The sequence below is a fragment of the Arthrobacter sp. STN4 genome (genome assembly GCF_024539665.1).
Lineage (GTDB): Bacteria > Actinomycetota > Actinomycetes > Actinomycetales > Micrococcaceae > Specibacter.
In genome coordinates, this window is the sequence record NZ_JAKZGX010000032.1 from 17,790 (window position 1) to 37,696 (window position 19,907).

At 68.9% G+C, this 19,907-nt stretch carries 23 protein-coding genes, 1 pseudogene and 2 riboswitches; of the genes and pseudogenes, 5 read left to right on the forward strand and 19 right to left on the reverse strand.

The window, feature by feature from the left end; all coding sequences use genetic code 11:
* The first annotated feature begins 58 nt into the window (after window positions 1-58).
* A complete protein-coding gene (locus MMF96_RS17090) occupies window positions 59-490 on the forward strand; it encodes an Lrp/AsnC family transcriptional regulator (RefSeq protein ID WP_176617055.1) in 432 nt (143 codons plus the stop codon).
* Window positions 491-553: 63 nt separating this feature from the next.
* Here MMF96_RS17090 and MMF96_RS17095 read toward each other — a convergent pair whose 3' ends face one another.
* From MMF96_RS17095 to MMF96_RS17130, 8 genes are all read right to left on the reverse strand, one after another.
* Window positions 554-2,374: a complex I subunit 5 family protein gene (locus MMF96_RS17095; protein ID WP_256884238.1), complete on the reverse strand. Its 1,821-nt coding sequence runs from the start codon at window positions 2,372-2,374 to the stop codon at window positions 554-556.
* Window positions 2,375-2,390: 16 nt separating this feature from the next.
* Window positions 2,391-2,741, reverse strand: coding sequence for a sodium:proton antiporter (locus MMF96_RS17100; protein WP_256127901.1), 351 nt, complete (start codon window positions 2,739-2,741; stop codon window positions 2,391-2,393).
* A gap of 2 nt (window positions 2,742-2,743) precedes the next feature.
* The gene (locus MMF96_RS17105) at window positions 2,744-3,511 is read right to left on the reverse strand and encodes an MnhB domain-containing protein (protein ID WP_176617053.1); all 768 of its coding nucleotides are present in this window, start codon (window positions 3,509-3,511) and stop codon (window positions 2,744-2,746) included.
* Window positions 3,508-3,765, reverse strand: coding sequence for a DUF4040 domain-containing protein (locus MMF96_RS17110; protein ID WP_176617052.1), 258 nt, complete (start codon window positions 3,763-3,765; stop codon window positions 3,508-3,510). Before MMF96_RS17110 ends, MMF96_RS17105 begins: the two co-directional genes overlap by 4 nt.
* A complete protein-coding gene (locus MMF96_RS17115; protein ID WP_176617051.1) occupies window positions 3,762-4,064 on the reverse strand; it encodes a monovalent cation/H(+) antiporter subunit G in 303 nt (100 codons plus the stop codon). The genes MMF96_RS17110 and MMF96_RS17115 overlap by 4 nt, the downstream gene beginning before the upstream one ends.
* The gene (locus MMF96_RS17120) at window positions 4,057-4,341 is read right to left on the reverse strand and encodes a monovalent cation/H+ antiporter complex subunit F (RefSeq protein ID WP_176617050.1); all 285 of its coding nucleotides are present in this window, start codon (window positions 4,339-4,341) and stop codon (window positions 4,057-4,059) included. The genes MMF96_RS17115 and MMF96_RS17120 overlap by 8 nt, the downstream gene beginning before the upstream one ends.
* On the reverse strand, window positions 4,338-4,796 hold the full coding sequence (locus MMF96_RS17125) for a hypothetical protein (RefSeq protein ID WP_256884239.1): 459 nt from the start codon (window positions 4,794-4,796) through the stop codon (window positions 4,338-4,340). The genes MMF96_RS17120 and MMF96_RS17125 overlap by 4 nt, the downstream gene beginning before the upstream one ends.
* 327 nt (window positions 4,797-5,123) lie before the next feature.
* Complete coding sequence (locus MMF96_RS17130) at window positions 5,124-6,614, reverse strand: sugar porter family MFS transporter (RefSeq protein ID WP_256884240.1); 1,491 nt, start codon at window positions 6,612-6,614, stop codon at window positions 5,124-5,126.
* A gap of 231 nt (window positions 6,615-6,845) precedes the next feature.
* Here MMF96_RS17130 and ligD point away from each other — a divergent pair.
* Window positions 6,846-7,757: pseudogene (gene ligD, locus MMF96_RS17135) on the forward strand (non-homologous end-joining DNA ligase); the annotation flags it as partial.
* A gap of 76 nt (window positions 7,758-7,833) precedes the next feature.
* On the opposite strand, the gene MMF96_RS17140 reads toward ligD, so the two are convergent.
* Window positions 7,834-8,505: a TetR/AcrR family transcriptional regulator gene (locus MMF96_RS17140; RefSeq protein ID WP_256884241.1), complete on the reverse strand. Its 672-nt coding sequence runs from the start codon at window positions 8,503-8,505 to the stop codon at window positions 7,834-7,836.
* A 79-nt stretch (window positions 8,506-8,584) separates the two neighbouring features.
* Here MMF96_RS17140 and MMF96_RS17145 point away from each other — a divergent pair, with 79 nt between their 5' ends.
* Complete coding sequence (locus MMF96_RS17145; RefSeq protein ID WP_256884242.1) at window positions 8,585-10,033, forward strand: MFS transporter; 1,449 nt, start codon at window positions 8,585-8,587, stop codon at window positions 10,031-10,033.
* Between the two features lie 10 nt (window positions 10,034-10,043).
* On the opposite strand, the gene MMF96_RS17150 is transcribed toward MMF96_RS17145, so the two are convergent.
* The 7 genes from MMF96_RS17150 to MMF96_RS17180 form a co-directional block, all read right to left on the reverse strand.
* Window positions 10,044-10,910, reverse strand: coding sequence for an alpha/beta fold hydrolase (locus MMF96_RS17150; protein WP_256884243.1), 867 nt, complete (start codon window positions 10,908-10,910; stop codon window positions 10,044-10,046).
* Window positions 10,901-12,181, reverse strand: a complete 1,281-nt coding sequence (locus tag MMF96_RS17155; protein WP_375141463.1) for a molybdopterin molybdotransferase MoeA — start codon at window positions 12,179-12,181, stop codon at window positions 10,901-10,903. Before MMF96_RS17155 ends, MMF96_RS17150 begins: the two co-directional genes overlap by 10 nt.
* Window positions 12,182-12,189: 8 nt before the next feature.
* Window positions 12,190-12,474, reverse strand: coding sequence for a DUF6457 domain-containing protein (locus tag MMF96_RS17160; protein ID WP_256127892.1), 285 nt, complete (start codon window positions 12,472-12,474; stop codon window positions 12,190-12,192).
* Window positions 12,475-12,509: 35 nt separating this feature from the next.
* A complete protein-coding gene (locus MMF96_RS17165; RefSeq protein ID WP_256884244.1) occupies window positions 12,510-13,142 on the reverse strand; it encodes an NTP transferase domain-containing protein in 633 nt (210 codons plus the stop codon).
* Window positions 13,143-13,391: 249 nt separating this feature from the next.
* On the reverse strand, window positions 13,392-14,162 hold the full coding sequence (locus MMF96_RS17170; protein WP_256127891.1) for an NlpC/P60 family protein: 771 nt from the start codon (window positions 14,160-14,162) through the stop codon (window positions 13,392-13,394).
* 3 nt (window positions 14,163-14,165) lie between these two features.
* Window positions 14,166-14,351: riboswitch (cyclic di-AMP (ydaO/yuaA leader) on the reverse strand.
* Window positions 14,352-14,502: 151 nt separating this feature from the next.
* Window positions 14,503-15,135: a M23 family metallopeptidase gene (locus MMF96_RS17175; RefSeq protein WP_256884245.1), complete on the reverse strand. Its 633-nt coding sequence runs from the start codon at window positions 15,133-15,135 to the stop codon at window positions 14,503-14,505.
* 185 nt (window positions 15,136-15,320) lie between these two features.
* A riboswitch (cyclic di-AMP (ydaO/yuaA leader) is annotated at window positions 15,321-15,580 on the reverse strand.
* A gap of 175 nt (window positions 15,581-15,755) precedes the next feature.
* Window positions 15,756-16,451 (reverse strand): metal-dependent transcriptional regulator, encoded by a 696-nt coding sequence (locus MMF96_RS17180; protein WP_176617041.1) that lies wholly within the window; start codon window positions 16,449-16,451, stop codon window positions 15,756-15,758.
* Window positions 16,452-16,700: 249 nt separating this feature from the next.
* Here MMF96_RS17180 and serC point away from each other — a divergent pair, with 249 nt between their 5' ends.
* Window positions 16,701-17,828 (forward strand): phosphoserine transaminase, encoded by a 1,128-nt coding sequence (serC, locus tag MMF96_RS17185; protein ID WP_256884246.1) that lies wholly within the window; start codon window positions 16,701-16,703, stop codon window positions 17,826-17,828.
* A gap of 105 nt (window positions 17,829-17,933) precedes the next feature.
* Here the strand turns inward: serC and MMF96_RS17190 are convergent, their stop codons facing one another.
* From MMF96_RS17190 to MMF96_RS17200, 3 genes are all read right to left on the reverse strand, one after another.
* Window positions 17,934-18,335 (reverse strand): nuclear transport factor 2 family protein, encoded by a 402-nt coding sequence (locus MMF96_RS17190; RefSeq protein WP_256884247.1) that lies wholly within the window; start codon window positions 18,333-18,335, stop codon window positions 17,934-17,936.
* 159 nt (window positions 18,336-18,494) lie between these two features.
* Window positions 18,495-19,055, reverse strand: coding sequence for a DUF3027 domain-containing protein (locus MMF96_RS17195; RefSeq protein WP_256884248.1), 561 nt, complete (start codon window positions 19,053-19,055; stop codon window positions 18,495-18,497).
* 11 nt (window positions 19,056-19,066) lie between these two features.
* Window positions 19,067-19,447, reverse strand: coding sequence for a cold shock domain-containing protein (locus tag MMF96_RS17200; protein WP_176617037.1), 381 nt, complete (start codon window positions 19,445-19,447; stop codon window positions 19,067-19,069).
* Between the two features lie 200 nt (window positions 19,448-19,647).
* Between MMF96_RS17200 and MMF96_RS17205 the strand changes: the two genes are divergently transcribed.
* Entirely contained in the window at window positions 19,648-19,887 is a 240-nt protein-coding gene (locus tag MMF96_RS17205) for a hypothetical protein (protein ID WP_176617036.1), read from the forward strand.
* The last annotated feature ends 20 nt before the right edge of the window (window positions 19,888-19,907 follow it).

A 19,907-nucleotide genomic window follows, 5' to 3' on the forward strand; every position in this document is an offset into this window, starting at 1 on the left:
CATGTACATACAGCAGGGAAACTACGCATAATGTCAGCACGGACCATACAATTTGTCCATGAACGCTTTGGACGCACTGGACAGGCGGCTGCTCGCCGCGCTGCGTGAAAACGGGCGCGAGCCCGTAGCTGCGCTGGCCCGCCGGCTGGACGTCTCCCGGGCCACCGTCAACAGCAGGCTGGACCGGCTGGTGGCCTCGGGCACCATCGTCGGCTTTTCCGTGCGGGTGCGTGACGAGGCGGATGCCCTTTCCATCCGGGCCATCTCCCTGCTGGAAGTTGAGGGCCGTGCCACGGACAAGGTGATCAGGGCGCTCAAGGGCCTGCCCGAGATCAGGGCGCTGCACACCACCAACGGTGCGTGGGACCTGGTGGCCGAGCTCGCCGTCGACGACCTGGCGGCCTTTGACCGGGTGCTGGGCCGGATCCGCTCCATCGAAGGCATCGTGAACAGCGAAAGCAGCCTGCTCCTCAGCTCCGTGCTGCGCTGACGGCGGGCGCCGGCCGGCACCGCACCGGGCCGTGCGGGGCGCGCGGGGGCGATCCGCTTTTCCTCACGGCGGCAGCATGGCCAGGACAATGATGCCGCCGACGCCGAACAGCAGCCAGGCGGCATAGTCCCCAATGTGGCCGGAGTGGACGCTGCGCATCATGTGCAAGGCGGGGCGCGCAGTCCGCAGCACGGCCAGGATTTGCCGGGGCAGGGCCGTGCCGTACAGCCCCAGAAGCGCCACGAGCGCTGCCGCACCGACGGACGCCAGGCACAGCACAATCCCCTCCACGCTCCAGCCTGCCGAGGCCGCCGGCGAAGCACCATAGCTTGTGGTTCCGTCCAGCACGGCCGCCACATAGCCGGCACGCCCGGCGAACCGCCCGGCTGCCAGCGCGGCCTGGTCCCCGAACCCCGGCAACAGCCCGACGATGGCGCCGGCAGCCAGCAGGGCGGTGAGGGGGATCCCCATGGTAACCGGAAGCCGGGTCATCCCCGTGGCCAGCTCGCGCTTTTCTTCGTCACCACTCATTGCGCCGGCTTCCTCCGCACCGGGCCCCCGCCCGATGCCCAGGAAAACCCGGGCCCCGACACGAAGCACGGCGCCGCCGGTGGCAGCCGCGACGAGCAGGAAAAGCACCGGCCCCCACCAGAGGCCGGCCCGGACCACGCCTTCCTCCGCCATCACCTTGCCCAGGCCAACGGCAAACGGGGGCATGCCGGCGAGCCCAAGCCCGGCCAGCATAAACACGATCCCGGTCAGCCGGGCGTCCCTGCCCTTGCCCTGCAGCGTGAACTCGTCCACGCTGCCAAAGCGGTTGAGGAGCACCCCGGCACAGAGGAACAGCACCGACTTCACGGCGGCATGGCCGACGACATAGACCGCAGTCCCCGCAGTGGCCACCGGATTCAGCGACCCGACAGCAATCAGGAACATCCCGGTGTGGGCGATGGTCGAAAACGCCAACAACCTTTTGAGGTGGCGTTGCAGCAGGCACATGACGCTTCCGACCACGGCCGTCACCACGCCAAGCACGACGAACAGCCGCTGGATGGTGCCCGCCTCAAGCGTGCCGCTGAACGCCACCCAATACAGCCGGGCCACACCATAGAGGCCCAGTTCCACCATGATGCCGGAAAACAGCACGCACACCGGTGTGGGGGCGACGGCATGCGCATCGTCCAGCCAGAAATGAAATGGCACGGCGGCCGCCTTCACCAGGAAACCGGTGGCCACCGCCACGAAGCCGACCACGACCAGCACGTCGGGCCCGCGGGCCGTCAGCGCCCGGGACAGCAACGCCAGGTTCAACTGTCCGGTTGCCGCATACAACATGCCGATGCCCATGAGCGAGATATAGGCCCCGAGTGAATTGATCACGCCAAAATTCAAGGCGCCGTGCACGGCCGTCGGGTCCTCTACCTTCACGGCCGTCAGGGCATAGGCCGCCACACCCATCAATTCGAAAAAAACGAACATGTTGAAAAGGTCCCCGGACAGCGAAAACCCCGTGAGCCCGGCCAGGAACAGCAGCATGAGCGCATGGAAGTTGACGTGGATGTCCTCGAAATAGCGCCACGAATAGGCCAGCGCACAAGTCATCAGGACTCCCGCCACGAGGGCCGCGCCGGCGCCGACCTGGTCACCGACGAACACGATCCCGACACTGGCACCATGTTGGGGTCTCCAGCCACCCAGCCATGCGACGAGCCGGTGGTTCCCGGCCGCCGAAAGCAGCACGCCGTCCGCCGTGGCAACTGCAGCCGAGGTGGCTATGGCGACGACGTCAATCGTCGGGCGGTCCAGGCGGCGTCCCAGGGCCAGCAGAAGACAAGCCACGACGATGGGGGCCGCGACGACGGCCGGGAGGAGGGCATTTGCCATTTGGTCGTGGGTCATCTCACCCCCGCAGGGACCGCAACTCGTCCGGGTCCACGGTGTCGTGGCGTTTGGCGATCTGCACCGCGAGGGCCAGCAGCATGGACGTCACGGTGGCTGAAACAACGATGTCGGTCAGGGTCAGGGCCTGGACCACGGGGTCCACGAGGGTCGCCGCGTAGCCTGCCTTTTCCGGAGCGGACTGGAAAATGGGGGCCGTGGCGCCACGCTGGTAGCCTACGGTCAAAAGCAGCACATAGGTGCCGGACTGGGCGACCGCCAGACACACCACGGCATGCACCAAGTTGCGGCTGCGGGCGATGCCGATGACGCCCAGGAACAAGATCGCGCCCGCGACCACGTACGGGTACATGCTCACGGCTGCGTCCCGTCGCCCGGTGCATGCCGCGTCCCCGGGGGAGGGCTGAGGAAGCGCTGGTCGAGGAAATGGGAGAGCAGGACCACAACGCTGCCGGCCACGGCCAGGCCCACCGCGGCATTGAGCAGCGGGACGGTGCCGGCTGAAACCAGTCGGGCCAGCGTACCGTGCGGAAGAATGTTGGCCAGCCACGATCCGCCAAATGCGAGCCCCGCCACGCCCACGGCCGCATAGGCAACAACGCCCGCTGCCTCGGCCTGCTCGAACAGGCCGATGGGGCGCAGCCGCGCAAAGACGCGGTAGCGGTCCCCGACATAGATCAGGTGGAGGGCAGTCGCCGCCACCACGCCACCCTGGAAACCGCCGCCGGGTGTCACTGCCCCGTGGGCGACCACGTCGATTCCGAGGACGAGGGTGAGGGGCACCGCCACGACCACGAGCATCCGGGTTGTGCCGAGCACGTGGCCGCCCTGCCGCCCATGCCGGTGCCGCTCGCCCGGCAGCGGCCGGAGCAGGACGGCCACCCCCACCACGGACGCCAGCAGTATGGTTTCCTCGCCAAGGGTGTCAAAGCCGCGCTGGTCGAAATTGACGGATGAGACGACATTGGCGGTGGAGTGGCGCAGTGCGGCCGCCACGGCCGCGTCGCGGTAGGGATGAAACCCGCCGCCAAATCCGGGCATGGACAGGAACGCCCAGGCCAACGCCCCGCCGACCGCGGCGATGCCGACGGCCAGGACCCAATAGCGGCCGCCGCGGCTCACCGCTGTCGCCGCCTGGCCGCCCGCAGGCTGTCGATCTTGCGGATGGCCAGCATGACGATGAGCGGGACGACGGCTGCACCGACCGCGACCTGGCTAAGTGCGACATCGGGGGCCTGCAAGGCCATGAACAAGGCGGCCAGCAGGATTCCGTAGACGGACAGCACCACGGCCTGCCTCGACGGGACCGGGGTAAACACGACAACTGCGGCGCCTGCCAAAACCAGGGTAAGGGCCACCGTGATCAAGATGTTCATTCAGGCGACTCCCCCGTGTCGGCGTGCAGTTCTTCCTCAATCACGCGCCCCACTGCCATCGAGAGCACCGGCCCGGAAAGGACAACCACCAGTCCGATGGCCAGGACCATGGCGGCACCCAACGATGGACCCTCCTGCACGGCGGCGGCCACGACGGCCGCCGGAACCACTCCGGTCGTGATGAGTGACAGGAAGTGCAGCCTGTCCAGGGGGCTCCGGGCAACCGCCATGGCGGTGATGGCGATGCAGAACAGCACGCCGGCAATTCCCAGCAGGACCACGATGACGACGTCAGCCATCGTCCCCGGCCCCCTGCCCGGCCCGGACGTCCTGGTGCAGCGTCCTGGTGAAGACCAACGTCCCGGTGGCGGACAATGTTGCCAGGACCAAGGGGACGATGAGGTACATGGGCTGGCCGGCCGCCTCAGCAATGGCGACCAGGACGAGGACGCCGACCACGCCGGCCAATTGCAGTCCGACCAACCGGCTGGCGCTGCTCCCGCGGGCGCAGAATAACAATGCCGGTCCCAGGCCCGCGACCAGAAGCACGATGGCGGCCACAATCCAGGCATTCATGGCGCCGCCGCCGTAATCGGAGCCGGGTGTTCCGGGAACAGTTCATGCACCAGGGTGCGGCCCGAACCCGGGTCGACGTCGAGCACCAAAGTTCCCGGCGTGGCGGAGACCAGGACGGCGGCTGCTGCGCGCCAGCCCTCTGCCCGGGCCGACCCTCCCGCCGGCCAGTCCAGGTTTCGACGCCGGCCGGCGGAGGCTGCGTTGCCGGCGCCCCGGACGATGAAGCCAAGCGTCGCGCCGATGTCCGCGGCGAGCGTCCGCGGCAGGCCTGCAAGCCAGCCGGGCACCTCCCGCGGAATGCGGATGCGAAGGCCGAGGGCCCGGCGGACCCGGCGGGCAAAAACCGCCCCTGCCAACCCTGCGGCCAGTGCGCCAACCAGTTCGGCCGCGCCGACTGTCGAGACCGTCAAAATCCAGAGCAGGACGCCGGCGCCCCACCAACACATGATTTCCATAACCGCGCCCATGACCACGCTCCGTTCGTTCCGGTGTTCGTTCCGGCCCGCGTGGACCCACCATAGCCCCGCGCACGTCCCACCTGTCAAGGCATCGGATGGACTCTGCCAAAGCACCCGCGCAATGCATCCCGACGCCATTTCCACCGCGCCCGCAATGGTGGCCGGCGTTGCCATGGACGCATCAGCAGCGGCGCCATTGGCCGGGGGCATCGCGGCAATGGGGCAATGGGCGTGGTGCGCTTCGGGCACGGATATCCATACTGCGGCGAACCCATGCGGGTTCCGCCCAACGTTTCCGCGGCAGCCTGCGGTTGTGCCGCCCCGTCAGCGTTTGTCCAGTTTTGTCTTGTCGTCCAGTTCCAGCCGGCTCACTTCAGGCAGGAGCGCCTTGACGAACCAGAACGAGAGCGCTGCAAAGAAGGCAAAGCCGGCGTAAACGAACCCGAGTCCGACGGCGGCACTCATGATGGGGAACAAGAGCGTGACGAGGAAGTTGAAGATCCAGTTGAAGGCGGCGGCAACGCCGAGGGCAAGGCCCCGCATCTTGTTGGGGAACACCTCCCCGAGCACCACCCACATGACCGGACCCCAGGTTGCCGCAAAGCAGACGACGAAGAGGTTGGCCCCCGCCAGTGCGATGGCTCCCCACGGCGCCGGCAAGGCGATCGACGTCCCGGACCCCGTGGCCTGGGCAAAGGAGATGGCCGCCGCGACCAGCCCAACAAACATGCCGACCGAACCGGCCAGCAGGAGCCGCTTCCGTCCGACCCTGTCGACAAAGAAGATGGCCACAAACGTCAGTGCCACGTTGATGCTGGCCGTGATGACGGAGGTGGTGAACGAGTCCTGCTGGCTGAAGCCCACGGACTGCCACAGGGTGGTGGAATAGTAGAAGATGGCGTTGATGCCCACGAGCTGCTGGAAGGCCGCCATGCCGATGCCGATCCACAGGATCGGGGCCAGTCCCAGCGCGGGTCCGCGAAGGTCACGGTAGGTGGAATGCCGTTCGTCCTCGATGCTCTCCTGGATGTCGGCCAGCCGCTGCTTCGGATTGGCCGCCCCGGTGACCCGGCGGATCACTTCAAGGGCCTCGTCCTTGCGGCCGGCACGGATCAGGTACTGCGGCGACTCGGGAATGCGCAGGGACAGCACGCCGTAGACGACGGCCGGGATGACGCCCACCAGCAGCATCCAGCGCCAGGCGGGCACCCCCCACCACAATTGGCCGCCGGCCCCTCCGGCGCCCCTGGCCAGGGAAGCGTCCGACAGCAGGGCCAGAAAGATCCCGACCGTGATGGCCAGCTGTTGCAGCGAGCTGAGGGCCCCGCGCAGGCGCGCCGGGGCAATCTCCCCAATGTAGGCCGGCGCAATGACGGAGGCGATGCCGATGGCCAATCCGCCGATGACCCGCCACGCCATCAGGTCCCAATCCGCGAAGGCAAAGCCTGATCCAATGGAACTGGCCACAAACAGGCACGCGGCCAGGACCATGACCGGCTTGCGGCCCCACACATCGGCCAGCTGCCCGGCAAACCAAGCCCCGACGGCGCACCCCAGCAGCGTGATCGCCACCGTAAACCCCAGGACTGCCGGGTCAAGGCTGAACGTCTTCTGGATCGAATTCACGGCCCCGTTGATGACCGAAGTGTCGAAGCCGAACAACAACCCGCCGAGCGCTGCGGCAGCAGTGGCCAAATACACCTTGCGGCGCGTCGACGGGTCCACCGTGCCGCCTTGCAGTGCCTCCCCTTCTTGCGGATTCCCGTCGGTGGAATCCCCGCCGCGCAGGGAACCCGGGTGTCTGTGCGTGCCCATGACACACCCCGTTTCCGGCCCGTGCTGCGACCAAACGACTGCCACCAAGCCGGGCCACCACTTGGCCGACGCCGGGGTTGGCCCCCACAGCCACCCGGCCACGGTTCCGGGTCTCCACCCTGAGCTGGCTGCGGGGCACGCCGCAAGGCAAACCACTAACGCCATTGTGCGCCCGCCGGCTCCCGGGTGGCAAGGGTGGCGGACCCGCCGGGCGGGGGCCAGACTGGAACCATGGCAGGCACCCGTGGGACCGCAAAAAGACAGGACGTCACCATTGACGGCCACCGGTTGACGCTGACCAACCTGGACAAGGTCCTCTACCCGGAGACCGGCACCACCAAGGCCGATGTGCTGGACTACTACGAACAGGCCGCCCCGTACCTCATTGCCGCAGCCCACGGCCGTCCGGCGACGCGCAAACGTTGGGTCAACGGTGTGGGCACGGCGTCAAAACCCGGGCCCATGTTCTTCCAAAAGAACCTCGACGACGCCACCCCGGACTGGGTGCCGCGCGCCGCCCAGCAGCACAAGGACCATGCCAACGACTACCCGCTGGTTGATGACCTGGCCACCCTGATGTGGCTGGGCCAGCTCGCCACCTTGGAAATCCATGTGCCGCAATGGCGCTTCGGCCCCCGGGGCACACCGCTGAACCCCGACAGGCTGGTGCTGGACCTGGACCCGGGCGAAGGGGCGGGACTTGCCGAATGTGCCGAGGTGGCCCGGCTGGCCCGAACCGCCCTGGCCGGCAGGGGCATGGAACCGGTGCCCGTGACCAGCGGCAGCAAGGGCATCCACCTCTACGCGGCGCTCGACGGCACCCGGACATCCGGGGAGGTGTCCGACGTCGCGCATGAACTGGCCCGCTCCCTGGAGTCCGACCATGCCGGGCTGGTGGTTTCGCTAATGCGCAAGGACCTGCGCCGTGGGAAGGTGTTCGTGGACTGGAGCCAGAACAGCGCCAACAAGACCACCGTGGCCCCCTACTCACTGCGCGGGAGGGCGCGCCCCTGGGTCGCCGCCCCGCGCACCTGGCGGGAGCTGGCCAGCCCGGCACTGGCCCAGTTGGACTACAAGGAAGTGCTCCGCCGCCTCGCCAGGCGGGGCGATCCATTCGCTGCGGTATCCGGCGGCGCCCCCGGCGGGCAGGCCGGCCCCGGGCGCAGTGGGTAAAAGCGCCAGTGCCGGGCGCGGTGCGGGAACCTGCACCCCGTGGGGCTCAGTCCCCCTTGCTGGCTGCCACCACCACCTGCAGCTTGCTGCGCAGGGTGCATTCGAGCAGTTCGTTCGCGGTGGCGTCCTGGCCGTACATTTCAGGCAGCCGCAGGCTGATCAACGTGTTCATGAGCATGCCGTGGGCCAGGAAGTCCCTGGCACCGTCGGTGTCCAGTCCCACTTCGTCGCGGAGCAGTTGGTACAGGCCCAGGAACCCCTCCCGGGCACGCGCCCCGATGACGGGTTCGTGCCCGGCCAGAAAGGACTGCATCAGGATCAGCAGCAGGCCGCGGTCCCGGATAAGGTCCGCGTACGCTGCGCCCAAAAGCGGCACCAGCTGTTCGGGCCGGCCGGGGCCGACGGCCGGGTCCAGCCCCGCCACCTGGCCGGCGAGGCGGCCGGCGTCGTAGTCCGCCATGACGGAGCGGAACTTCCCCGTCAGCTTCCCCAGTGCGCGTTCCAGCGCCTCGAGAAACAGGTTTTCCTTGGTGCCGAACATCCGCACCACGTACGGCTGGCTGATGCCGGCGGCCCTTGCCACCTGGTCCGTGGTGGCCCCGGCGTAGCCGCGTTCGGCAAAAACTGCCGTCGCGGCCTGGAGGATGAGCCCCCGGCGTTGTTCCGCCGGCAGCCGCACGGCCCGTTCGGCAGCTTCCTGGACTGATTTCTTGACCATGCTTGACATGTTATCAGTTGATTACTACATTGGTCGTTTAAGTAATCATTCAATTACCTCACTTCTGAGGAAGCCTCCCATGAAACGTCCCGCCCCCCTCTGGCTGGCCATCGCGGCCGCATCCCTGCCCGTCTTCATGGCCACCCTGGACAACCTGGTGGTCACCAATGCGCTGCCTGTCATCCACGAGAAACTCGGTGCCGGGGTCGAGGAGCTGCAGTGGGTGGTCAACGCCTACGCGCTCAGCTTCGCCACCTTCATGCTGCTTGCCGTGGGTCTGGGCGACCGGTTCGGCCGCCGCCGTGCCTTTCTGGCCGGGCTGGCCGTCTTTACCCTTGCCTCCGCCGCCGCGGCACTGAGCACCGACCCGTCCGCGCTCATTGCGGCCAGGGCCGTGCAGGGGCTCGGGGCCGCCGCGCTGATGCCGTTGTCGCTGACGCTGCTGGCCGGATCCGTCAGCACCGCGCGGCGGCCCCTGGCCATCGGCATCTGGGGCGGAGTGTCCGGGCTGGGCGTCGCCGTGGGCCCGCTGGTGGGCGGCGCCGTGGTGGAGGGCTGGAACTGGCAGGCCATCTTCTGGCTGAACGTCCCCCTCGGCGCCATTGCCATTCCGCTGGTACTGCTGGGCCTGCCCAACAGCTTCGGCGCCCGGGTCCGCGCCGACGTGACGGGGCTGGCCCTCTCCGGCCTTGGCCTGCTGGGCCTGGTGTTCGGCATTGTGCGGGGCAACGCGGCCGGCTGGTCCAGCGCACAGGTGCTGTTGCCGCTCATTGGTGGCGGCCTCCTGCTCCTGGCCTTCGTCGCCCGGGAGTCCCGCACCGCCGCGCCACTGCTGCCCCTGCGCCTGTTCCGCGACCGCAGCTTTACGGTGGCCAACATCGTGGGGCTCACCTTCAGCTTCGGCATCTTCGGCTCGGTGTTCATCCTGATCCAGTTCCTGCAGGTGGTCCAGGGGTACAGCCCGCTCCAGGCCGGCGTGCTGACCATGCCGTGGACCCTGGCCCCGATGGTCGTCGCCCCGCTGGCCGGCCTGCTCGCGCCGCGGCTGGGGACCCGGACCCTCATGGTCACCGGACTGGTGCTGCTGGCCGGCGGCATGTTCTGGCTCGCCGCAACACTCAGCGCGGACATTGCCTACCTGCTCATGGTGCCCGGTTACCTGGCCGCCGGGATCGGCATGGGCCTGGTGTTCGCGCCCATGTCCACGGCGGTCCTGGCCAACATGCACCGCCACGACCACGCCAAGGCCTCCGGCGCCAATGCCACGCTCCGTGAAGTCGGCGTGGCCCTGGGCGTGGCTGTCCTGACCGCCGTGTTCACCGGCGCCGGCGGGCGGCTCACCCCCACGGGGTTTGTCAGTGCCGCCATCCCCGCCGTGTACGTGGGCGCCTCGGTCCTGGTCGTCGCGGCGGCCGCAGCCCTGTGGCTGCCGTCCCGGAACCGGGCCCGGGAGCTGGCCGCCGCAGTGGCCCGGGACGCGGACGACGCCGGCACGCCCGTGCCGCTTCCCTCCCCCGTCAGCGCCTGACCGGGCCGGCTCAAACGCCGGCCCAGGCACCGCCGTCCAGCCAGGCGAGGGTCTGCGGCCAAAAGGAGTCCCGGTAACGGCCGTGGAACAGCGCGAAATGGCCCAGCGACGGCTCCCCGTAGTATTCCGGATCAAGGTGCAGCACCGTGGACGGGCTGTTGGGCGTATACGCCACGGCCCGTTCCATGGCGGCGGTGGTCGCGTAGGAGTCATCGCTGGGGGCGAGGGCCAGGATCGGCGCCGTGACGGCGGCCTGGTGCGCCAGCAGGGCGCTTCGCACGGGGCCGGCTGCCGCCGTCGTAAAGTCCTTGCGGCTGCGCGCCCAGTCCAGCGCCACCCCGGCCGGCAAATCTTCCATCAGGCCCAGCCGCTTCGCCGGAAAATAGCCAAGGATGCCCACCAGCGGCAGCATCAGCAGGGCCCGGCCCCAGTGCCCGATTTGGTGCCGCAGCCGCAGGTCCCGCCAATAGGCATGTTGCGCGCCCACGGTCAGGATGCGGCCCAGCCCGGCGGCATGCCCCGCCAGGCCCACGCCAAAGCCGCCGAAGCTGTGGCCCACAAAGTGCACCGGCAGCCCGTCCGCCTGCGCCAGTGCCCAGGCCAGGACTGCGTCAATGTCCAGCGACCCCCATTCAAACCAGCGCACGTGCTGCCCGCGCAGCGATCCGCCGCGGGAACCGCCGATCCCCCGGTAGTCGAAGGTGAGGGCCGCATAGCCGTTTTCCGCGAGGTACGCCGCGTACCGGTGGTAGTAGGAGGCCTTCACGGCCGTGGCGCTGGCAATGACCACCGTCCCGCGCCGAGCAACGCCCGCGGGCACGGCAAACAGCTGCCCGGCCAGCACCCGTCCGTCCGCGCAGGTGAACGTTACGTCCACGGCAGCCCGAATGCGGTGAGGGGCTCCCCCATTTTCGCCCCGTGCGGCGGGACCACCATGACGCCGTCGGCCGCCGCCATCCCGCGCATCATGGCGGAGTCCGTGTTGGCGCACGGGGATGCCAGCCCGTACAGCAGCCGGTACGGCATCAGCCGGGTGGGTCCGTGGTACTCCTTGATGGGTGATCCGCACGCCACCTCGAACGTGGGCGGCAGGGGGCTGCTGCCGAGCCTGGCCAGCAGCGGCGCACCAAGCGTCAGCAGGGCGATCATGGCCGCCAGCGGGTTGCCCGGCAGGCCCACCAGGAAGCGCCCGTCCGGGAATTCGGCGAGCAGGCTGGGGTGGCCGGGGCGCATGGCGATGCCGTCGACGTGGAAAGTCCCGCCCATGGCGGCGATGGCCGGGCGCAGGAAGTCCGCGCTGGAGCGGCCGGTGGCACCCGTGGTGATGACGACGTCGGCCGGGTTCCCTTCGGAGTCGGCGAGGGCCTCCAGCGTGGCCGCCAGGTTGTCGGCCGCGCGGCGCAGCCCCACCACGGTGCCTCCCAGCAGTTCGACGACGCCGCCCAGCTGCGGGGTGAAGGCGTCCCGGACCTGGCCGGGTGCGGGGATGCCGTGCTGGACCACCTCGTCGCCGGTCAGCACCAGCTGCACCGCCGGGCGGCCCAGCACCGACAGTTCATCCAGGCCGCCCAGCGCGGCCAGGGCAAGGTGGGCAGGGTTCAGCACGGTGCCCGGCTTGACCAGCAGCTCCCCTTCGGCCGCCTCCTTGCCCGCAGGCCTGATGTGCTGGCCGTTTTTGGGTTCCCCCGGGCGGGCGGCGCCGCCGCGCACCAGGACCGGCAGGCCGTCGTCGTCCGTGGAAAGCAGGCCTGCCTCGCTGCGCAGGACGGCCTTGGCACCGGGCGGGACCAGGCCGCCGGTGACGATGGGCGAGGCCTGCCCGGGGGCGAGGCGGCGGCCCGGCCCGGCCAGTATCCAGGGCGGGCTGCCCGCCACGGCCCAGCCGTCCATGGCCGAGGAGGCATAGTGCGGCATGGGATGCAGGGCCACGATGCCGGCCGCCAGCTTCCGTCCGGCACCCTGCGCCAGCTCGACGTCGACGGCGGGCAGCGGCCGGGCCACCTCGTACGCGGCGGTCCGGGCCTCCTCCCAGGTGTGGGGCAGGGTGCGCGGCTGCGGTTCAGGCTGCGGCTCCGCGGCGGGCTGCAGTGCCGCAGGCTGCGGTTCCGGCTCCCCGGCGGACGGGGCCGCTTCGGCGTAGGCTGCCACCTGGCCCCCTATTCGGCGGCGGAAGCGGGCGCTTCGGCGGCGGCCAGCTTCTTGGCCAGGCCCAGCGCGGCAGCCATCGACTGTGCGGAATCCGCCTGGCCCGACCCGGCCGCCAGACCCGCTGCCAGCCCGGCCACAAAGGTGGTCAGCGGCGCCGCGGGGCGCACCACTGCATGCGCGGCCACGCCGGCCAGGTTCAGCACGGCATGGACATCCACCTCAATGTCGGCGATCTCAAAGGCGGCCAGCAGTTTTGCCAGCCACGCGTCCAAAACCTCGTCGTTGTTCTCCATGTCCGTGCCCTTCCCGTCCGGGTTGCCCGGCCAGCTCAAAGCGGGGCGCCGATCCCGTGCAGGCGGGCGTCGTCCCAAGTGTCGATGTCCGCCGCCAGCCCCGCCGGCACGGCACATTCCTTGATGTTCACACTAGCAAGCAGCGAGAAGACCGACGCATTTTCCAGCCGGTGCGCCGCCCGGGCCTCCGCCACCGCGGCCTGCAGCGCCGCCAACGGATAAATGGCGGCCAACGGCTGGCGGCGCCCGCCGTCCACGGCCATCACCGCCTCCGAGGCGCCGCACCCGGCGGCGGCTTCGGCCAGCAGTTTTGCCAGCGGCCCGGCCTGCGGCATGTCACAGGCCAGCACCAGCACCCGGCCGCCGGTGCCGTCCAGGGCCGAGATGCCCGCGGCGATGCCGGCCGCCGGGCCGGAATACGGCGGGTCCTCCTGCACCAATTCCAACCGCCCGGACCGCCGGCCCGGACCCAGCCAGGCGGCCAGCTGCCCCACCGGGCCGACGACGGCGGTCCTCCCCCGTGCGTTCCCGGCGGACGTCGCGTCCACCACGGCCTGGGCGGCACGCAGGGTGTGCGCCAGCAGCGTTTCCCCGTTCACCAGCAGGCCGGCCTTCGCCACGCCGCCGAGGCGGCGTGAAAGCCCTCCGGCCAATATCACGGCCTGCACGGCTGCCCGCTTCCACTGTCCATGAAACCCATGCTAGCCCGCCCCGTTCCTACGAACGTCTGCACCGGCCCGGACAGGACCGTGCCGGATGCCAAGCCAGACGGCGGGCCGCGCACCGCGGGCACGGCTGCCGGCGGTGTTGTGACGGACGCCGGGCCCTGGGCCGCGGCTGCCTGCGTCGGCGGCCTGCCATTAAAAAGCACCGGCCCCGTCCTATGGACGGGGCCGGTGCTTGGAAGCTTTTCGGAACTAGTGGCCCATCGCGATGAACACGGGGGCCGAGCCGCCAACGTCGACCGACCAGACGACGGTGCTGCCGTGGAAGCCGCCGTGGACGGCCTGGCCGTTGCCGATGTAAACGGCAATGTGGGCCATGCCCAGGCCGCCGTCGGCGTAGTAGATCAGGTCACCGGGCTGTGCTTCAGCCTCGGAAACCGTGCGGCCGAGGGAGAGGTAGCCGGCCGGCCAGCCGTGGTAGTTGATCCCGGCCGCTGCCAGCGAGTTGGTGACCAGCATGGTGCAGTCCTGGGCCACGCCGAGCTGGGCCAGGGCCGCAGCGGCGATCGTGGCGCCAATGCCGCTCTTGGTGGCGGGCTGGGGGGCTGCTTCGGTGGTGGTGACCGTGGCGGCCGGAGCCGCTGCAGGGGCCTGGGCGGCGGGCACCTGGGCAACGTCGCTGCTCTGCGCGGCCACGGGGGGCGTGACAACAACGGGAGCCGGGGTTGAGGTCACCTTGGGGGTTGCGAAGGAGATCTTCACGGTCGACTTTGCAGTCACTGCCGAGGCAAGCTGCGTGTTCTGGCTAAGCGTGGTGCCACCGTCGGAGGCGCGCTCCACAGTGGGGGTGGCGGCATTTGCTGCAATGCCGGAAGTGAGGACCAGTCCGGAAGCTGCTGCGATTACAGCGGCCTGGCGTCCGACACCACCGACGTTGGAGCCGACGGCTTTCGTGATGACGGAGATCGGGCTGGTCTTAACAACCTCGGCGCGGTGACGCCCAAGGGCAGTGTTTGAAGACAAGAAGGATCCTCTCCCAAAGCCTGCGAGGTAAGCTGTCGGATTCGGATGGGAGTCACCCGGCCGCTCCACACCCGTTCCAGGAATTGTTTTCCATGGACGGACGCTTCGCGGCTTCACCCCTAGGACTTCCATAAAAGAAGCCCGATAATGGTTCCCCCGCCCCTGCCAGACGATTGATACGAACGGACCGTGAGCGGTGGCAGAGCTAGGCAATCCACTCACAGGCGCCAGCTTGATTCGAAGTTGGCGCGGTTACGACGGTACAACAGATTTTTTCCAATGTCACGTTCAGGTCACGGTCGTGTCTCTAAGTCGTGACCTGGCCCCCCTTGTGGAGGACTTAAAGCCACCCGGTCGGGTCAACGGTCTGGTCGTCGACCATGACCTCAAAGTGCAGGTGGCAGCCGGTGGAGGCCCCCGTGGTGCCGCTGAGCGCCACCTGCTGCCCGCGCTCCACTTCCTGGCCCACCTTCACGCCGATGGAGCTCAGGTGGTTGTACGACGTCGAGAGGCCGTTGCCGTGGTCGATGACCACGCGGTTGCCTCCGCCGTAGGGGTGCCAGCCGGTAAAGGCCACCGTGCCGCCGGCCGCGGCGAACACGGCCGTGGAGCACTGGACGGCATAGTCCTGCCCCGTGTGCATTTCCCCCATCGCCCCGGTCAGGGGGTTGAGGCGTGAGCCAAACGGCGAGGACGGCGTGAGCACCTTCAACGGCGCCGACAGCGTTCCCTTGGCAGCCTGCGGCGTGACGTTGGAGGCCTTGACCTTCAGCGTTTCCTTCAGTTGTCCATCCGGGTTGAGTGCACTGGCAATGGACGGCGCTTCAAAGGTAATCGGCACATCTGCCGCCGCGGTGACCAGTGACTGCGACGCGGCCGGTCCGGCCGGGGTGTCGCTACCGGCCAGCTGAAGCGCCCCGCCGGCCGACGGCACGGTCACGGCGAGGGCCAGGCCGGTGGCGGCCAGTGCCATCCCGACTTTCTGGCCGGCCCCGCGTCCAATGCTGCTGCGGATCAGCCCGCCCAACGTGGGGTGGGGTGCTACGCCCGACCGCTCGGCCGCGAGCAGCTCCCGGCGGGTTGGCTGGGCAGTCGCTGCCGGTTCGGTACATGGCGGACCCGCCCGGCGGCGTCCGCGCTGCTTGACCTCTGACACTAAAAACCTCTCTGCGAAGCACCTGCGGAGTTAGCTGTCGGATTCGGATCAGAGAGTGCAATGGTTGATCCGGCCTGGCCCGCGGCACGCGCAATGCACCGGCTCCCGCCCCGTCCTGGGCATGGTGCCTGATGGGTTGCGGGTGGTGCGAGACCTGGCTTCACCCCAAGGCAGGCTTCTCGGCCTGCCGGTTGTGGTTCCCCCGTCCTTGCCTGAAACGGTTCATTCCCCCTCTGAAGGCAAGGCTCGGTGTCAGAGGTTGGTAACGCTTTGGTTACAGCGCCACGTAGTTACTATACGGTAAAAACGACAGCCGTGATAATTCCGTTATATTTGGCGGGCTGCGCGTCAAGCGCCTGACGCGTTCCGCCGCAGCCACGGCCGCAATCCGGCCGGCTGCGGGCCCGCCGGGGCGGACCGGATACGTCCCGGGCCGCTTAGCTCATCGAGACAAAGACGTGGGAGGCGACCTCGGGCGGCAGCTCAAGCGCGCCGTCGATCCCGGGGACGCGCACCGAAATGTATTCGCCCACCTGGGCCAGGGAGATGGTGGCGCCGGGACGCAGCCCACCCTCGTCCAGCTGGGTCAGCAGCTCCGGCTCCACCTGGATGCGTTCGGAGAGCCGGTGGATGGTCACGGACTGTTCCGGGGAATAGGAGGCCATGGCGTCCACCAGCGTGACCAGGCCCGCGGCGAAGACGGGGGCCACATTGCCGCCCAGTTCCTCCAGCCCGGGGATGGGGTTGCCGTAGGGCGATTCCTCCGGCTTGCCCAGCAGTTCGAACAGCCGCTGCTCGACCCGCTCGCTCATGACGTGCTCCCAGCGGCACGCCTCGTCGTGCACATAGGCCCAGTCCAGGCCGATGACGTCCGAGAGCAGCCTTTCGGCCAGGCGGTGCTTGCGCATGACGCGCGTGGCCTTGTCGCGCCCGGCGGGGGTCAGTTCCAAGTGGCGGTCACCGGAGACGATGACCAGGCCGTCGCGTTCCATCCGCCCGACGGTCTGGGAGACGGTGGGGCCGGAATGGTGCAGACGTTCGGCAATGCGGGCCCGCAGCGCCACGATGTTCTCTTCTTCGAGCTCCAGGATGGTGCGCAAATACATTTCCGTCGTGTCAATCAAATCTGTCACGTCAGATTCCTCCTGGGGTTGAGCGAGATTCCGGCAACAGGCCTTTTGTCTCTAACGTTATCCTGCTTAATACAAGGGCGGAAAACGTCCCCTTGTTCCCCTGCGCCACCCGTTTGTTGCCCGTCTCCGTGCAGCGGGGGAAACATTTCACCATGCGGCCCGCATTTCGGAATGGGCGGGGCCGTGCGGCAGAATTGGCCGCAGGCCCTTGGCGCCTTAAAATCCATCGCTTAATATTTGGAGCAGCCCGTGAGCGAATCCACGCCCCTCACCATCCCCGCCAACCTGCGTCCGGCCGACGGCCGCTTTGGCGCAGGCCCCTCGAAGGTCCGCCCCGAGCAGGTGTCCGCCCTGGCTGCCGCCGGCGCATCCCTGCTGGGCACCTCCCACCGCCAGGCGCCCGTGAAGAACCTGGTGGGCGAGGTCCGCAGCGGCCTGTCCACCTTCTTCAACGCCCCCGACGGCTACGAGGTCATCCTGGGCGTCGGCGGGTCCACCGCATTCTGGGACGTGGCCTCGTTCGGGCTCGTGGAGAAGAGGGCCCAGCACCTTTCCTTCGGCGAATTCGGCTCCAAGTTTGCCTCCGCCACGAACAAGGCCCCGTTCCTTGAGGCCTCCTCGATCATCACCTCCGAGCCGGGCACGCGCCCCGAGGCGGCGGCCGAGTCCGGCGTCGACGTGTACGCCTGGCCGCAAAATGAAACCTCCACCGGCGTGGCCGCCCCCGTGAAGCGGGTTCCCGGGGCCGACGGCGGAGCCCTGGTCCTGGTCGACGCCACCTCGGCCGCGGGCGGCCTGCACGTGGACGTCGCCGAGGCGGACGTCTACTACTTCGCCCCGCAAAAGAACTTTGCGTCCGACGGCGGCCTGTGGCTGGGGTTGTTCTCCCCCGCCGCGCTGGAGCGCGCAGCCCGCATTGGTGCAAGCGACCGCTGGGTGCCGGACTTCCTGAACCTCACCACGGCCATCGACAACTCGTTGAAGAACCAGACGTACAACACGCCGGCCCTGTCCACGCTCGTCACGCTCAACGAACAGGTCAAGTGGCTCAACGCCAGCGGCGGCCTGGACTTCGCCGCCCGGCGCACCGCCGAATCCGCGGGCCGGCTGTACTCCTGGGCCGAGCAGTCCGCCGTCGCCACCCCGTTCGTCGTCCGGGCCGAAGACCGCTCCAACGTCATCGTCACCATCGACTTTGACGAGTCGGTGGACGCCGCTGCCGTGGCCAAGGTGCTGCGTGCCAACGGGATCGTGGACACCGAGCCCTACCGCAAGCTGGGCCGCAACCAGCTGCGCATCGCCACCTTTGTCGCGATCGAGCCGGAGGACATCACCGCACTGACCCGGTGCATCGACTACGTCATCGAAAACCTCTAGCGGCCCCACCACCAAACGCAGAAAAGGCGCCCCGGCTTGTTCGCGGGGCGCCTTTTCTGCGCCATGGGCCCTGAGGCGTTTACGTTCGACGGCGGCCGGGTTCCGTCAGGCGGGTTCCTCCCAGAACGCGTCCAGCGCTTCCTGGTCCGAGTAGTGGCCGCGGACCTCGCGGATCAGCCCGTCCTCCACACGCATCAACTGGCAGCCGGTGATGTCCAGGACCCGCCCGCCAACGTCGCCGGTGGCGTGCTGGACGGCCACGATGTACCGCCCGCCCACCGCCACATCCAGCAGTTCGGCCTTGAACGTGCCTCCGGAAAGCGGCCCCAGCTTCACCAGGAACTCGTCCCGGATGGCGGGCCACCCCACGTGGTCGCCGGCAATGGGCCCCTTCCCCGGCAGGTGCCACCGGGCATCCGGGGCAAAGCAGGACTCGGCCTTGGCCAGGTCGCGCTCCGCGACGGAATCATAGAAACGCCTCACCACATCCACTGCTGCATCATCCATGCACACAGCTTGTTCCTGCGGCGGGGCCGGCGTCAACCACGGTTTTTCTGCCCGAAAGTCCGGACCGCCCCGCCGAAAGTACATGTATGGCGGCCCCCGCCGGGCGGGGGCCGCCATACATGTACATAGGCCAGCGAAAGGGAGCCCGCGGCCGGCGGCTCAGTCCTCCGGCGGGCCGTCAGCCTCCGCCGGGGACCCGGCGTCGTGCCCGGACTCCGCGTCCACATCCCCGTCAGGGTCCCCGTCAGGGTCCCCCGCGGCGTCGGCGCCAGCCTCGGCACCGGCATCTTCGGTGCCGGCGTCGTCGGGCTGGGCGTCCTCGGGGCGGACCCGCTCGGCCCAGGGGACCCACGGCGGGGCGAGCAGGGAGCCATTGGTGGGGAGCAGCCCCACCTCGTTGACAGTGGCGTCCTTGGAACGGGAGACGCGGGCCAGCGTGGCGAACCACTGCCAGCCGACGCAGCCGGGCAGCAGGCATTCAAAAAGGTGCGTGACCGTCCGGACACCTTCGCTGCGCACGGCGGCATGCGCGCCGATGTTCTCCGGCGTCGCGATGTCCAGCACGGCATTGCGGGCCACGTCGATGGCCGTGGCCAGGAAGGCGTCGGGCTTGCCGACCCGCCAGACCGGGACGCCGGGGCGCGGGGCGTCGGCTGCCGGCGGCGCGGCCTGTGGCCCGCCAGTGGACGGCGTGGCTGGTTCGGTGGGAAGTTCGGTCATGGTGGGCACCGTTATGCGTCGAAGTTGTCGGCAACCTTGCGCAACGCTGCGGCAATCTTGCCCGCGTCGCCTTCCGGGTACTTGCCGTTGGTCAGGGATCCCACTGAATGTTCCAGCAAGGTCACCAGGTCCTGCACGATCGGGGCGAGGTCACGGGCCGGCATGCGCTTGGCCTTGGCCACGGACTGGCCCCGGTCCAGAAGCTTTGCGGCCATGGCCTGGGCACCCTTGCGGCCGTCGGCCACGCCAAATTCCATGCGCATGCCGGGCTTGATGTCACCGGCGTCGGCTGGCAGGGCGTTGGCGCGCAGAAAGACTTCCCGGCCGTCGTCGGCGGTCAGGATGCCGAAGCCCTTTTCATTGTCGTACCACTTCACTTTGCCGATCGGCACTTGCTTTACCTCGTATATTTCATCTGTCGGGATCACGCCGGGGACCTGCGCGGCGGAGGGCCGTGCGCACCCGTGGCCGTGAAATGTGCGGCCGGTGCAAACAGGTTCGGGGCGTGCTGGTCCATTCCCTTCAAGGTTACCGCGTCCTTAGAATGCCGGCGCGCTTTGTGCCGCCACTGTCCGCTGTTAGCGTTATGGCCATGAGCTCCCACAACACGGCACCTGCCTCCGACGGCCGGGGCTGGCAGGCCTTCAATCTCGCAGCCCTCGTGCTGGCATTGGCAGGGGTGGCCGCCCTGGCCATTTTGCTGCTGACGAAATGGGCCGGCGGGGAGCCTTGGACCGGCTACACGTGGGTTGCCATGCTTTGCCTGCCCGCCGCGTTCATCATGATGGGCGGCAGTGTCATCCATGCCGTGTCCAGGCGCCGGCGCCTTTAGCTTCCCCGCACCGGCGGTCC

Excerpts from the sequence above, each read along its gene's own strand:
- MMF96_RS17125 (WP_256884239.1), bottom strand. The coding sequence starts at position 4,796 with ATGGAAATCATGTGTTGGTGGGGCGCCGGCGTCCTGCTCTGGATTTTG.
- MMF96_RS17145 (WP_256884242.1), top strand. The coding sequence starts at position 8,585 with ATGAAACGTCCCGCCCCCCTCTGGCTGGCCATCGCGGCCGCATCCCTG.
- MMF96_RS17160 (WP_256127892.1), bottom strand. The coding sequence starts at position 12,474 with ATGGAGAACAACGACGAGGTTTTGGACGCGTGGCTGGCAAAACTGCTG.
- MMF96_RS17120 (WP_176617050.1), bottom strand. The coding sequence starts at position 4,341 with ATGAATGCCTGGATTGTGGCCGCCATCGTGCTTCTGGTCGCGGGCCTG.
- MMF96_RS17140 (WP_256884241.1), bottom strand. The coding sequence starts at position 8,505 with ATGGTCAAGAAATCAGTCCAGGAAGCTGCCGAACGGGCCGTGCGGCTG.
- MMF96_RS17115 (WP_176617051.1), bottom strand. The coding sequence starts at position 4,064 with ATGGCTGACGTCGTCATCGTGGTCCTGCTGGGAATTGCCGGCGTGCTG.
- MMF96_RS17090 (WP_176617055.1), top strand. The coding sequence starts at position 59 with ATGAACGCTTTGGACGCACTGGACAGGCGGCTGCTCGCCGCGCTGCGT.
- MMF96_RS17195 (WP_256884248.1), bottom strand. The coding sequence starts at position 19,055 with ATGACCGAACTTCCCACCGAACCAGCCACGCCGTCCACTGGCGGGCCA.
- MMF96_RS17110 (WP_176617052.1), bottom strand. The coding sequence starts at position 3,765 with ATGAACATCTTGATCACGGTGGCCCTTACCCTGGTTTTGGCAGGCGCC.
- MMF96_RS17130 (WP_256884240.1), bottom strand. The coding sequence starts at position 6,614 with ATGGGCACGCACAGACACCCGGGTTCCCTGCGCGGCGGGGATTCCACC.
- MMF96_RS17095 (WP_256884238.1), bottom strand. The coding sequence starts at position 2,374 with ATGGCAAATGCCCTCCTCCCGGCCGTCGTCGCGGCCCCCATCGTCGTG.
- MMF96_RS17175 (WP_256884245.1), bottom strand. The coding sequence starts at position 15,135 with ATGGCACTGGCCGCCACCGGCCTGGCCCTCGCCGTGACCGTGCCGTCG.
- MMF96_RS17100 (WP_256127901.1), bottom strand. The coding sequence starts at position 2,741 with ATGTACCCGTACGTGGTCGCGGGCGCGATCTTGTTCCTGGGCGTCATC.
- MMF96_RS17205 (WP_176617036.1), top strand. The coding sequence starts at position 19,648 with ATGAGCTCCCACAACACGGCACCTGCCTCCGACGGCCGGGGCTGGCAG.
- MMF96_RS17190 (WP_256884247.1), bottom strand. The coding sequence starts at position 18,335 with ATGGATGATGCAGCAGTGGATGTGGTGAGGCGTTTCTATGATTCCGTC.